Annotated in this window: 11 protein-coding genes and 1 tRNA gene; 5 read left to right on the top strand and 7 right to left on the bottom strand. The window is 65.3% G+C overall.

Annotated elements, in window-relative coordinates; genetic code table 11:
• Window positions 1–182 precede the first annotated feature (182 nt).
• A tRNA-Asp gene (locus tag AB5Y94_RS11040) sits at window positions 183–259 on the top strand.
• Window positions 260–603: 344 nt separating this feature from the next.
• Window positions 604–1104 (top strand): NUDIX domain-containing protein, encoded by a 501-nt coding sequence (locus AB5Y94_RS11035; protein WP_368205510.1) that lies wholly within the window; start codon window positions 604–606, stop codon window positions 1102–1104.
• A gap of 29 nt (window positions 1105–1133) precedes the next feature.
• Here the strand turns inward: AB5Y94_RS11035 and AB5Y94_RS11030 are convergent, their stop codons facing one another.
• Both AB5Y94_RS11030 and AB5Y94_RS11025 read right to left on the bottom strand, forming a co-directional pair.
• Window positions 1134–2417 carry an ATP-binding protein gene (locus tag AB5Y94_RS11030; RefSeq protein ID WP_368205509.1) on the bottom strand — a complete coding sequence of 428 codons (1284 nt, stop codon included), beginning with the start codon at window positions 2415–2417 and terminating at the stop codon, window positions 1134–1136.
• Window positions 2414–3094, bottom strand: coding sequence for a response regulator transcription factor (locus tag AB5Y94_RS11025; RefSeq protein WP_042008917.1), 681 nt, complete (start codon window positions 3092–3094; stop codon window positions 2414–2416). Before AB5Y94_RS11025 ends, AB5Y94_RS11030 begins: the two co-directional genes overlap by 4 nt.
• Window positions 3095–3255: 161 nt before the next feature.
• Between AB5Y94_RS11025 and AB5Y94_RS11020 the strand changes: the two genes are divergently transcribed.
• Complete coding sequence (locus AB5Y94_RS11020; protein WP_201881440.1) at window positions 3256–4416, top strand: efflux RND transporter periplasmic adaptor subunit; 1161 nt, start codon at window positions 3256–3258, stop codon at window positions 4414–4416.
• 2 nt (window positions 4417–4418) lie between these two features.
• Window positions 4419–6365, top strand: a complete 1947-nt coding sequence (locus AB5Y94_RS11015) for a MacB family efflux pump subunit (RefSeq protein WP_368205508.1) — start codon at window positions 4419–4421, stop codon at window positions 6363–6365.
• 301 nt (window positions 6366–6666) lie between these two features.
• On the opposite strand, the gene AB5Y94_RS11010 is transcribed toward AB5Y94_RS11015, so the two are convergent.
• The 5 genes from AB5Y94_RS11010 to AB5Y94_RS10990 all read right to left on the bottom strand — a co-directional run bounded on the left by AB5Y94_RS11010 (window position 6667) and on the right by AB5Y94_RS10990 (window position 10868).
• Window positions 6667–7503 (bottom strand): transporter substrate-binding domain-containing protein, encoded by an 837-nt coding sequence (locus AB5Y94_RS11010; protein WP_139398077.1) that lies wholly within the window; start codon window positions 7501–7503, stop codon window positions 6667–6669.
• Window positions 7500–8261 (bottom strand): amino acid ABC transporter ATP-binding protein, encoded by a 762-nt coding sequence (locus tag AB5Y94_RS11005; RefSeq protein ID WP_336291455.1) that lies wholly within the window; start codon window positions 8259–8261, stop codon window positions 7500–7502. The genes AB5Y94_RS11010 and AB5Y94_RS11005 overlap by 4 nt, the downstream gene beginning before the upstream one ends.
• On the bottom strand, window positions 8258–8920 hold the full coding sequence (locus tag AB5Y94_RS11000) for an amino acid ABC transporter permease (protein ID WP_368205507.1): 663 nt from the start codon (window positions 8918–8920) through the stop codon (window positions 8258–8260). Before AB5Y94_RS11000 ends, AB5Y94_RS11005 begins: the two co-directional genes overlap by 4 nt.
• A gap of 74 nt (window positions 8921–8994) precedes the next feature.
• Complete coding sequence (locus AB5Y94_RS10995) at window positions 8995–9660, bottom strand: amino acid ABC transporter permease (RefSeq protein ID WP_368205506.1); 666 nt, start codon at window positions 9658–9660, stop codon at window positions 8995–8997.
• On the bottom strand, window positions 9657–10868 hold the full coding sequence (locus AB5Y94_RS10990; RefSeq protein ID WP_368205505.1) for a threonine synthase: 1212 nt from the start codon (window positions 10866–10868) through the stop codon (window positions 9657–9659). The genes AB5Y94_RS10995 and AB5Y94_RS10990 overlap by 4 nt, the downstream gene beginning before the upstream one ends.
• A gap of 234 nt (window positions 10869–11102) precedes the next feature.
• On the opposite strand from AB5Y94_RS10990, the gene AB5Y94_RS10985 reads away from it, so the two are divergent.
• Window positions 11103–13250: a prolyl oligopeptidase family protein gene (locus AB5Y94_RS10985; protein ID WP_368205504.1), complete on the top strand. Its 2148-nt coding sequence runs from the start codon at window positions 11103–11105 to the stop codon at window positions 13248–13250.
• Window positions 13251–13269 lie beyond the last annotated feature (19 nt).

Raw genomic sequence — 13269 nt, 5'->3', positions numbered from 1 at the left:
CTGACCCCATGCCGAACTCAGAAGTGAAACGCTGTAGCGCCGATGGTAGTGTGGCATTCGCCATGCGAGAGTAGGACACTGCCAGGCACCCAATTAAACGGTGATGTGAAAGACATGGCCGGCTGCGAGGATGACACCTCATCAAGAAGCGGCAAAAGATTTAGCGAAAGCTAACCGAATGCGGAGCGGTAGTTCAGTCGGTTAGAATACCGGCCTGTCACGCCGGGGGTCGCGGGTTCGAGTCCCGTCCGCTCCGCCACTAAATTGAAAGGCCTTCCCTGACGGGAAGGCCTTTTTGCTATCTGGCTTTTGCAAACGGGATGAGGAAACAAGAGACAACCGCCAGGGCTGCGACTTGCCACTGGCAACTCGGTCCCTGTCTGTTGTCCCTTGTGCTTGAGCCGGACTCTGTCCGTTCCGCCACTACTTAAGAAGCCCAGTCGACAGACTGGGCTTCTTTTCGTTTGCTTCCCGCTGTATTACCTCTTCTCCCTCTTTTATATCCCGCTGATTTATCACGTTATGGGGGTTGTGCCTCAAGGCTTTCCATCATGGATGGGGTTCGGCATACAATGCGCCTTTGGTGTCAGATGAGAGTCTCCTATGTTTTGTCCCCGTTGTGGTTCCGGAACGCGGCAACAGCGCAGCGAGAAAGAGTTTGCCTGTGGCTGTGGTTTTCACTATTTCCAGAATGTGGCGTCGGCCGTGATGGTGGCACTGTGTTGGCAGGACGAGCTGCTGGTCGCGGTACGGGCTCGGGATCCAGGCCGGGGCTTGCTGGATCTGCCGGGCGGCTTCGTCGATCCCGGCGAATCGCTGGAGGAAGCCTTGGTGAGGGAGCTCAAGGAGGAGCTGGGGCTGGATCTGGCGGGAGAGACGCCGCGCTACCTGGGCTCCTATGCCAACGTCTATCCCTATGACGATGTGGTTTATCATACCTGCGATACCGTGTTCTTGCTGGAGTTGGCGCACAAGCCTTTGGTGGTGGCGGCCGATGATGTGGCAGCCTGCGAGTGGCGCAAGCTGGCCGGCCTTGCCCCTGCCGAGTTTGCCTTTCGCTCTACCGGCGCCGCCATCAGTCAATTGCAGCGGCTGCGGGGCTAACCAGCAGCAGTGATGACTGGGCGGAGCAGCTAGCCCGGCAGGTGGAGGGTGACGATCAGGCCGCCCTCTTCGCCGTTTCTGGCCTCGACCCGCCCGCCCTGTGCCTGGATGGCCTTGCGGGTGATGGCAAGGCCCAGCCCATAGCCCTTGCCTGCGGCGGGGGAGCCGATCCGCACGAAGGGATCGAAGATGCTGGAGAGCTTGCTCTCATCCACCCCCATCCCCTGATCCGCCACCTCGATGACGAACTCGCTGCCCTGGTGCATCAGGGTCAGGTGGATGCACTGGCCCGCCTGCGAGAAGCGCAGGGCATTGCGCAGCACATTGTCGAGAGCCCGGCGGATCAACTCAGCCTGTCCGCAGACCGTGTACTCCCGGGTCTCATCTACCCAGGTTTTGATCTCGACGCCCATGTGCTGCGCCTCGTAGCGGGCATCGCTCACCACGGCGTCGACCAGCCCCTGCAGATCGTAATACTCCTCGCCGTCCCGCTCGCCATGGCCGGCACGGGTGAGGGTCAGCAGTTCGCCGATCATCTTGTCCATGCGCTGGGTCTCGAGCTGGATCCGCTCGAGGGAACCCTCGATCCTGGCCGGATCCTGCTGGGCAAGACCGATGGCCAGTTGCAACCTGGCAAGGGGGGAGCGAAGCTCATGGGAGACGTCGTGCAGCAGCTGCTCGCGGCTCTCCACCAATAGTTGCAGCCGTTCGGCCATGGCATCGAAGTCGCGGGCCGCATCGCTGATCTCGTCGTGGCGCCGCCGCATGGCGGGGTAGAGGCGCACTGCCAGATCTCCCTGGGCGAGGCGTGCGAACCCCTGTCGGAAGCGGTTCATGGGACGGGTCAGGTGCCAGGCGAGCAGGGCACTGAAGAAGAGGCCGCCAAGCCCGCCGATCCACCACATGGGGGGCGGCATGTTGAGCCAGTTGCGATGGGGCTGGGGCGGGGCCAGCAACTGCTGCAGGCCGGCGCCGTCATAGTCGAGCCGATAGCGCTGGCCATCGGCCCCCGGCAGGATGCGGCCGCCCAGCGTCGTGGCTGGCTCTGTTGTGATCGGTTCAAGCTGCAGCAGCCTTCGCTCCTGAGCCGGCCAGCTGGCCTGCAGGGCTGCGACTGCAGCCGGTCCCTGTCGCTGCAGCAGGCTGGCGGCCGCCTCCAGCTGGCGTTCGGCCAGCTGGTTGGCCATGCGCTGCTCCGGCGGCCCTTCGTGGCGATAGAGGCTGAACGCCACCCACAGCAGCTGGCTCATCATGATGATGGTGAACCAGAAGCCGAACAGGATCTTCCAGAACAGGCGCCCCTTGAGGATCATGCCAGCCGGTATCCTATGCTGCGCACCGTCTCGATGCCGATGGCGTCCCCCGCCAGGGCCTGCAGCTTCTGGCGGATGTTGCAGATGTGCACGTCGACGCTGCGATCATAGGGCTCGCGTGGGCGGCCCAGCCCATGCAGGGAGAGCTCATCCTTGCTGACCACCCGCTCCGGCGATCGCAGCAGCAGCTCCAGCAGGTTGAACTCGGTGGCGGTCAGCTCCAGCGGCTGCGTTTGCCAGTGGCACTGACGGGTGGCGGGGGAGAGCACCAGCTCTCCAAGGCGCAGGCCCTGCTCTTTGCCCGGATTGGCGGGGGCAGGCTCGACCCGGCGCAGCACGGCCCTCAGCCTGGCCACCAGTTCCCTCGGGTAGCAGGGTTTGGGCACATAGTCATCGGCCCCCATCTCGAGCCCGATCACCCGATCGATATTGTCCCCCTTGGCGGTGAGCATGATGACGGGGATCCGGCTGTCGCGGCGGATCTGGCGGAGCACCTCGCTGCCGTTCAAGTCGGGCAGCATGATGTCGAGCACCACGGCGGCATAGTTGCCGGAGAGGGCGTGCTGCACGCCGCTCTTGCCGGTCAGCACATGGGTGGTGGCAAAGCCTTCGCCGCCCAGGTATTCGCTCAGCATGGTGCCAAGCTCCAGATCATCGTCCACCAGCAGGATCTTCATCGCTCTTCTCCGTCTCGGGTTGGCGCCATTTTCCCGTGTCCGTCTCCGCCTGGCAGCTGCTTTTACGCAATCCTTACACTGCCCTGCAAGAGGCTTAACCTGACATTGGAGTAGATTGCCCGGGTCTGTTTCATCCTCTGTTTTAGCCAAGGATATCCGCGATGACCCCTGTCCGTCTTCTCGTTGTTCGCCTGCTGCTGCCCGCCCTGCTGCTGTTCGGCGCCGGCTGGCTGTGGCTGCCTTCCACGGCGGCGCCGGCAGCCGCCTATATCACGGCTTCGGTCGAGCGGCGGGATCTGGAGCAGAGCGTGCTGGCCGACGGCACCCTGCAGGCCCAGAAGCTGGTGAGTGTGGGGGCCCAGGTATCGGGGCAGATCAAGGCGCTGCATGTGGCACTGGGGGACGAGGTGAAGCAGGGCGATCTGCTGGTCGAGATCGACGATCTCACCCAGCAGAACGCCCTCAAAGATGCCGAAGCCGCCCTCGACAACGTGCAGGCCCAGCTGGCCTCGCGCCGGGCAACTCTGCGCAACAACCAGCTGGTCTTCGAGCGTCAGCGCAAGGTGCTGGCTCGGGGATTGGGCAGTCAGGCCGACTACGACAGCGCGGAGGCGACCCTGACGGCCACCCGTGCCGACATCCGGGCGTTGACGGCGCAGGCGGTGCAGGCCCGCATCGCGGTCGATACCGCCAAAGTGAATCTGGGCTACACCCGCATCGTCTCCCCCATGGCGGGCACCATAGTGGCGATCCCGGTGGAGCAGGGGCAGACGGTCAACGCGGTGCAGAGTACCCCGACCATGGTCAAGGTGGCGCGGCTCGACACCATGACGGTGGAGGCGCAGATCTCGGAGGCGGACGTGATCAGGGTGAAGACAGGACTGCCCAGCTATTTCACCGTGCTGGGAGCGCCCGAGCGGCGCTACCAGGCCAGCCTGCGCGCCATCGAGCCCGCCCCCGACACCATCAACGACGACACGACCAGCAGCAGTTCGACCAGCACGGCCGTCTACTACAACGGCCTGTTCGAGGTGGAAAATCCGCAGCGGGCCCTGCGCATCGGCATGACGGCCCAGGTGCACATTGTGCTGGCGACCGAACGCAACGCCCTGGTGATCCCGGCCATCGCCCTGAGCGAGGGGCGGGTACAGGTGGTGGATGAGGGCGGTCGCCCGCAATGGCGGCAGGTGAAGGTCGGCCTCAACAACAAGGTGGATGCCCAGATCCTGGACGGGCTGGCGGAGGGGGAGGCCGTGGTGGTGAGCCAGTTGACGGCCCAGCACCAGCAGAGCGGGCGGATGGGTCCGCCCATGGGGATGTGATGATGAGAGAACCACTGCTGCAACTGAGCGGTATCCGCCGCCATTTTGGCGACGGGGAGCGGCGCGTCGAGGTGCTCAAGGGCATCGACCTGACCATAGCGCGGGGCGAGATGGTGGCCATCGTCGGCGCCTCCGGCTCCGGCAAGTCAACCCTGCTCAATATTCTGGGCTGCCTCGATCAGCCGAGCGAGGGTGACTATCGGGTGGCCGGACGGGAGACGAGCCGGCTGGCGGCCGATGCGCTGGCGACCCTGCGCCGCGAGCACTTCGGCTTCATCTTTCAGCGCTACCACCTGCTGGGGGATTTCAGTGCCCGCGACAACGTGGCGCTGCCCGCCCTCTATGCCGGGTTGGCCGGCGATGCGCGCAAGGCGCGGGCCGAGAGCCTGCTGCAGCGGCTCGGGCTCGGCAGCCGGCTCGACTACAAGCCGAGCCAGCTCTCCGGCGGCCAGCAGCAGCGGGTCAGCATTGCCCGCGCCCTCATCAACGGCGGTCAGGTGATCCTGGCGGACGAGCCGACCGGCGCCCTCGACAGCCAGAGCGGGGCCGAGGTGCTCGGCATATTGAATGGGCTGCACCGCGAGGGGCATACGCTGGTGATCGTGACCCACGACATGGCGATCGCCGAGCAGGCCGAGCGGATCATCGAGCTGAAAGATGGCGAGGTGGTGGCCGATCGTCGTCATGAGCCGGCACAGCCGCTTCCCGCGCACATTGGGTCCCGGGTCGGCGAAGGGGCGCGTGGCGGTCTGGCCGGGCGGCTCGGCGCCGCCTTCAAGATGGCGCTGCTGGCCATGCAGGCCCAGCGCATGCGCACCTTCCTCACCATGCTCGGCATCATCATCGGCATCGCCGCCGTGGTGTCTGTGGTGGCGCTCGGGCGCGGATCCCAGCAGCAGGTGCTGGCCAACATCAATGCCATGGGCACCAGCACCCTGGAGATCTTCCCCGGCAGCGGCTTCGGCGATCGGCGGGCCGAGGCGGTCCAGACCCTCAGGGTGGAGGATGCCGAGGCCCTCGCCGGGCTTGGTTATGTGCACAGCGTGACCCCCAGCCTGGCCACCAGCGTCACCCTGCGCCGGGGCAGTCAGGCGGTGCTGGGTTCGGTGAACGGGGTGGGGGAGCAGTTCTTCCAGGTGCGCGGCTATCGACTGCTGCAAGGCATGCTGTTCGATGCCACCAGCGTGGCCGACATGGCGCAGGAGGTGGTGATCGACGAAAACAGCCTGGCGCGCCTGTTTGCCGCGGGGGAGTCGCCGCTCGGTCAGGTGATCCTGCTGGGTAGCCTGCCGTGCCGGGTGATCGGGGTAGTGGCCCGCAACCAGAGCGGCTTTGGCAGCGACGAGAACCTCAACGTCTGGATCCCCCACACCACGGCCATGACGCGGATGCTGGGCCAGAGCCACCTGCGCAGCATCAGCGTGCGGGTGCAGGATGAGGTGGCGCTGGCCGCCGCCGAGGATGGTATCACCCGCCTGCTGCGTGAGCGTCACGGCAGTCAGGATTTCTTCGTGCTCAACACCGACAGCATCCGTCAGGCGATCACCAGCACCAATGCCACCCTGACCCTGCTGATCGCCATGATTGCGCTCATCTCCCTGGTGGTGGGCGGTATCGGGGTGATGAACATCATGCTGGTGTCGGTGAGTGAGCGCACCCGCGAGATCGGCGTGCGGATGGCGGTGGGGGCCAGAACCGGCGACATACTGCAGCAGTTCTTGATCGAGGCGGTGCTGGTCTGCCTGCTGGGCGGGGCGGCCGGGGTGCTGCTCTCCCTGCTGGTCGGCGTCTTGTTCGAGCACTTCAGCAGCCAGTTTACCCTGAGCTACTCCCTGGACGCCGTGCTGATGGCTTTCTTCTGCTCGAGCCTCATCGGCGTGCTGTTCGGCTTCTTCCCGGCGCGGCGGGCGGCGCGGATGGACCCCATCCACGCCCTGGAGCGGGAGTAGGCACCCTCTTCGGCGCCCGCTGCGCCACCCCATTCGCCGGCGTTGCCGAGGGCTCATCCCGCCCCCGGCGGCGCGGCGAATTGGCCGGACGGCATCCCGTGCCAGTCCGGCAGCCTGAACCGTGTCATCGACGTGACACAGCCTGCTCTGCGCGGGTTTTCAACCGGGCCCCTGGCCCGGTTCTTTTTCCCATGCGAAAAAAAGGCGCCACTCGAGGGGGACGCCTGAAAGGTCAAACCTTGCGGTTTGCGGACCAACGGAACCAAGACTTCACACATCACACTCTCAGCACTTCGCAGGTTCAGCCCTGCCACTTGCCTCCTTCCACTATCACGTCGTTCGGATCGGTATCGGCGCTTAAGTGTTCGCGCACATACTGGTCGTAGAGTTTCAGCAGGTACTTCTCTTCCCCCAGCTTGGCGAGACGGTCGTTGACCCAGTCACGCAGCTCGATATTGCCCTTCTTCACCGCCGGCGCGATGGGGTCTTCCGAGCCCAACTTCTCGGGCAACACCCGATAGCCCGGGTTCTCCTTGGCCCAGCTGAAGAGCACCAGGTTGTCCTGGGCATAAGCGTCGCCACGGCCCTGGGCCAGCGCCTGCAGGGATTCGGTGTTCTTCTCGAACTTGAGCACCTTCCACTCCGGGTGGTTGCGGGTCAGCCAGATGTCGGCCGTGGTGCCCGTGGTGACGATCAGGGTCTTGTCCGCGAGATCGTTCAGCCCCTTGGCGGCGCTCTTCTCCGGCACCAGCACCTGCACCGCGACCTTGAGGTTGGGGTTGGTGAAGTCCACCACCTGCCGCCGCTCCGGGGTCACCGTCATGTTGGCGAGGATGAGATCCACCTTGTCGCTCTGCAGGAAGGGGATGCGACTGGCGGGCTCCACCGCCACGAACTCGACCTTGTTCTCGTCCCCCAGCAGATCCTTGGCGAAACGGCGACCGAGATCGGTATCAAAGCCGACGTAGTTGCCCTTCTCGTCCACATAGCCGAAGGGGGGCTTGTCGGTGAAGACGCCGACGATGAGTTTGTCCCGCGCCTTGATCTTGGCGAGGGAGCCGTCCGCCGCATGGGCGGCGCCGCTGGCGAGACCCAGTCCCAACAGGGCACTGAACAGAACCGAGGTGATCTTTTTCATGCTGACTCCTTTCGTTTGATGACATTTGTATAAGAAAACTTGGCGAGGAACTGGCGGGCACGCTGGCTGCGCGGGTGCTCGAAAAATTGATGGGGGGCGGCCTGCTCCAGAATGTGGCCGCCGTCCATGAAGACGATGCGATCCGCCACCGCCTGGGCGAAGGCCAGCTCGTGGGTGACGATGAGCAGGGTCATGCCACTGCCGGCGAGATCGCGGATCACCTCCAGCACCTCCTGCACCATCTCGGGATCCAGCGCAGCGGTCACCTCGTCAAACAGCATCACCTGCGGGTTCATGCAGAGCGCCCGCACGATGGCGATGCGCTGCTGCTGGCCGCCGGAGAGCTGGCGCGGATAGTCGTGGCGCCGCTCCCACAGGCCGATGCGGGTCAGCAGCTGTTCCGCCTGCAGCAGGGCCTCCTGCCGCTCTCGTTTTTGCACTTGAAGGGGGCCGAGCAGCACGTTCTCCAGTACCGTCAGGTTGGGGAAGAGGTGATAGCTCTGGAACACCATGCCGATCCGCTGGCGTACCCGCTGCCAGTCGGTGCTGGCATCCAGCCGCTCTCCATCGAAGCGAATCTCGCCCCCCTGAATGGGTTCGAGCCCGTTGAGGGTGCGCAGCAAGGTGCTCTTGCCGCAGCCGCTCGGCCCCAGGATGACGATCACTTCCCCTGGGTGCACCGTGAGGCTGACCTCATCCAGTACCCGGTTGTGGCCGAATTGTTTGCTGACAGCATTGAGCTCAAGCAGAGGTGTCATACCGCATTACCCCATTGTTGCTCCAGCCGGCGCGAGACGAGCGAGAGCGGATAGCAGACCAGAAAAAAGAACAGGAACAGCAGACCGTAGATGAGCAGCGAGCCATAGGTGCGCTCGATGATCTGCTGGCCCACCTTGATCACCTCCACCACCCCGATCAGCACCGCCAGCGAGCTGGTCTTGATGATGCGGGTGTAGATGTTGATGGTGGGCGGCGTCAGCCGTTGCAGCGCCTGGGGCAGCAGCACGTGGCGATAGAGCTGCCAGCGAGAGAGCCCGAGCGCCAGGCCGGCCTCCTGCTGGCCGCGGGCGAGGGAGTTGAGGCCGCCGCGCACCACCTCTCCCACCTCGCTGGCGCCCCACAGGGTCAGCACCAGCACGGCGCACCAGAAGGCCGGGATATCCAGGCCAAAGAAGATCGGCTGCCCGAAGAAGAAGAGGTAGAGCCAGACCAGCACGGGCACCACCCGAAACAGCTCCAGATAGACTCGCAACACTACCCGCGTCAGCCTTCCCCCTTGCTGGGCCAGCACGCCGTAACCGACCCCGCCCAGGGTGGCGAACAGGATGGCGAGCAGGGAGATGGCGAGGGTCTGGCCCGCGCCCACCGCCAGCAGCGGTAGCGCCTGCGTCAGCTGCTCAGTGACCGGACTGGCCATAGCGAGCCCTCCTTCTTTGTGCATGGGTGGCGAGTGACGGCGGCAGCAGGACAATAGGTGCCTTCATCAGTTGCTCAATGACCGAACTGACCATGTTGCAGCCTCCTTTCAACGACGCGCAGGGCGAGCGACAGCGGCAGAAAGATCAGCACGCACATCAAGGTCAGTACCGCCAGCATCTCGTAGGTCTTGTAGTAGAGGGCGATGTAGTTCTTGGTGGTGTAGAGCAGTTCCGGCACCGCCACCGCCGAGGCCACCGTGGTCTCTTTGAGCAGGAAGATGAAGTTGGCAAAGAGCGCCGGCAGGCTGGCGAGCCAGGCCTGGGGCAGTTGCACGTGGCGCAGCAGCTGCCAGCGGGAGAGGCCGATGGCTCGCCCCGCCTCCAGCTGGCTGGGGGGGACGGCCTGCACCCCTGCCCGCAGCGCCTCGGTCAGGTAGCCGCCACCGAGGAAGGTCATGGCGATCACCGCCGTGGCAAAGCCCGACAGCGACAGACCGAGCGCCGGCAGCCCGAAGTAGAGAAAGAACAGCTGGATCAAGAGCGGCGTGTTGCGGGCCAGCTCCACATAGGCGCGGATCACCCTGTTCAGCCAGGGCCGATGCAGGCTTTGCAGCGTCACATTGAGCAGCGCCACGGCGAGCGAGGTGAGGATCACGATGGCGCCGAGCTGCAAGGTAACCCAGACCGATTGGCCGAACGCCGGCAGGGTGGTGAGGACAAAGGACCAGTCGAAGCTCATGCCGGGATCCTCCCGTCGCGGCGCAGCCGCTGGGGCACGACCGTGATGGCGTCCGGGTACTTGATGCCGGCACCGGTGTTGAGCACCACCACCCGCTCGCCCCCCTGGATCCAGCCCGCTTCCCGCAGCTGGCGGGCGGCGGCGAAGGCGGCCGCCCCTTCCGGGCAGACGAAGCAGCCCTCCTGGGAGGCGAGCTGATGCAGCTCGCGCTGGATGGCGCCATCTTCCACCGCGACGGCGCAGCCCTCGGTGCGATAGAGGGCGTCCAGCACCAGAAAATCCCCCAGTGCCTTGGGCACGTTGATGCCGAACGCCAGGGTCTGGGAGTCGGGCCAGAAGCGCGACTCGCGCTCCCCCTGCTGCCAGGCCTGGACGATGGGGGCGCAGCCGCTCGCCTGCACCGCCACCAGGCGCGGCAGCGGCCCCTGCACCCAGCCCAGCTCCTGCAACTCCCGCAGCGCCTTGTAGATGCCGATGAGACCAACCCCGCCGCCGGTGGGGTAGAGGATCACGTCCGGCAGAGTCCAGCCGAGCTGCTCGGCGATTTCAAACCCCATGGTCTTCTTGCCTTCGATGCGATAGGGCTCCTTGAGGGTGGAGGCATCGAACAGCCCCTGCTGCGCCACCGCCTCGGCCACCTGGCGACCAGCGTCGCTGATGAGGCCGTCCACCAGATAGAGGCGGGCACCGGCCAGGGCGCTCTCCAGCCTTGTGATGGCGGGGGCCGCCTGCGGCTGGACTATGGTGCTGCGCAAGCCGGCGCGGGCGCCGTAGAGTGCCCAGGCCGCACCTGCGTTGCCGTTGGTGGGCATGGCGAAGTGGGTGATGCCGAGTTCGCGGGCGCGGGAGACGCCGACCGCGGCGCCGCGGGCCTTGAAGGAGCCGGTGGGGGTGAGGCTCTCATCCTTCATCCAGAGATCCGGAATGCCGACCTGCTTGCCGAGGCGCGGCAGCGGCAACAGCGGGGTGAAGCCTTCCCCCAGGGTGACCACCTGGGCGGGGTCGCGCACCGGCAGCAGCTCGTGGTAGCGCCACAGGCTGGCGGGGCGCCCCAGCAGGGCGGCCGGATGCCAGGCCTGCTTCAGGGACTCGAGGTCGTAGCTGGCCAGCAAGGGGGCGCCGACCGGGCTCAGCTGCTGGGGCTGATCGGCATCCACAACCTCGTCGGTCTTGCTGCAACGCAGATGTGATAGGTAGCTGTACGGCATGCTTTATCCTGAATGAGTCGAGATGGTCAGTCGCTTATTCCATCCTGTGACCCAAGTGCCGGATAACAAACAAAATAAACTGGCAAACCTAAGCGAAAAAATTCATATGACTCCGATAGCTCCGGGTTGTGGCGGTTTCCCGCTCATGTCGCCTGGTCACCCGCTGGGGGGTTGGGCCATCCGGCACTCTTTGCTAACCTGCCCGCTTCACTGAAACCGCAGGGAGCCGCATCGATGCGAGCGATTGTCAGCCTGCTGGCCCTGTCACTGCTGTGTGCGTGCAGCGGCCAGCCAACCAGAGAGGATGCCATGTCAGGGAAAACGCGCCTTCACTACCCCGTCACCCGCCAGGGTGAGCAGGTGGATCACTACTTCGGTCAGGCCGTGGCCGACCCCTATCGCTGGCTGGAGGATGATCGCAGCCCCGAGACCGAGGCCTGGGTCAAGGCCCAGAACGCCGTGACCCAGGGTTATCTGGCACAGATCCCGTATCGCGCCGCCATCAAGGAGAAGCTGGCCTCTTCCTGGAACTACGCCAAGGAGGGGGCGCCGTTTCGCGAGGGGCGCTACCACTACTTCTTCAAGAACGACGGCCTGCAGAACCAGAACGTGTTGTGGCGCCAGCTGGAGGGCAAGCCGGCCGAGGTGTTCCTCGATCCCAATACCCTCAGCCCCGATGGCACCACGGCGCTGGATCAGCTGAGCTTCTCCCGCGATGGCCGCATCCTGGCCTACTCCTTGTCGCTGGCGGGTAGCGACTGGCGCGAGATCCACCTGATGGACGTGGAGAGCAAGCAGCCGTTGGAGGCGCCCCTCAAGGATGTGAAATTCAGCGGCATCAGCTGGCTCGGCAACGAGGGCTTCTTCTACTCGAGCTACGACAAGCCAGATGGCAGCGAGCTGTCGGCCAGGACCGATCAGCACAAGGTCTATTTCCACCGGCTTGGCACGGCGCAGGAGGATGACCGGCTGGTGTTCGGCGCCATCCCGGCCCAGCACCACCGCTATGTGGGGGCGACCGTCACCGAAGATGACCGCTTCTTGCTCATCTCGGCGGCGAACTCCACCTCCGGCAACCGCCTCTATGTGAAGGATCTGAGCCAGGAGAACGCGCCGCTGCTGACGGTGCAGGGGGATCTGGAGGCGGACGTGAGCCTGGTGGACAACCAGGGCAGCACCCTTTACCTGCTGACCAACCGGGACGCCCCCAACCGCCGGCTGGTGACGGTGGATGCCGCCAACCCGGGGCTGGCCCACTGGCGCGACCTTATCCCCGAGCGTCAGCAGGTGCTGACGGTGCACAGCGGCAGCGGCTATCTGTTCGCCGAATACATGGTGGATGCCACCGCCCGGGTCGAGCAGTTCGACTACGAGGGCAAGCGGGTGCGCGAGGTGGCGCTGCCCGGCCTTGGCAGCGTCAGCGGCTTCAACGGCAAGCACGACGACCCCGCCCTCTACTTCGGCTTCGAGAACTATGCCCAGCCGCCCACTCTCTACCGGTTCGAGCCAAAGAGCGGCGCCATCAGCCTCTATCGTGCCTCGGCGGCGCCGTTCAAACCGGAGGATTACGTCTCCGAGCAGCGCTTCTACCAGAGCAAGGACGGCACCCGGGTGCCGCTCATCATCAGCTACCGCAAGGGGCTGAAACTCGATGGCAGCAACCCGACCATCCTCTACGGCTATGGCGGTTTCGACGTGAGCCTGACCCCGAGCTTCAGCGTGTCGGTGGCCAACTGGCTGGATCTGGGGGGGGTCTATGCGGTGGCCAACTTGCGCGGGGGCGGTGAGTACGGCCAGGCCTGGCACCTGGCGGGCACCCAGCAGAACAAACAGAACGTGTTCGACGACTTCATCGCGGCGGCCGAGTACCTCAAGGCCGAGGGTTACACCCGCACCGACCGGCTGGCGATCCGCGGTGGCTCCAACGGCGGCCTGCTGGTGGGGGCCGTGATGACCCAGCGGCCGGATCTGATGCGGGTCGCCCTGCCGGCGGTGGGGGTGCTCGACATGCTGCGCTACCACACCTTCACCGCCGGGGCGGGCTGGGCCTATGACTACGGCACCAGCGCCGACAGCGAGGCGATGTTCGACTACCTGAAGGGCTACTCGCCGCTGCACAACGTCCGACCCGGGGTCAGCTACCCCTCGACCCTGGTGACCACGGCGGATCACGACGATCGGGTGGTGCCGGCCCACTCCTTCAAGTTTGCCGCCACCCTGCAGGCCGACAATGCCGGCCCCCATCCCCAGCTCATCCGCATCGAGACCAATGCCGGGCACGGGGCGGGTACGCCGGTGGCGAAACTGATCGAGCAGAGTGCGGACATCTATGCCTTCACCCTGTACGAGATGGGCTACCGGGAACTGCCGCGTCAACCTTGATCCGGGCGAGACGGGCGTC

Source organism: Aeromonas sp. s5, from assembly GCF_040907865.1.
Classification (GTDB): Bacteria; Pseudomonadota; Gammaproteobacteria; order Enterobacterales; family Aeromonadaceae; genus Aeromonas; species Aeromonas dhakensis.
The sequence above is the reverse complement of the archived record's forward strand: the minus strand, read 5'-3'. Positions and strand labels throughout refer to the sequence as shown.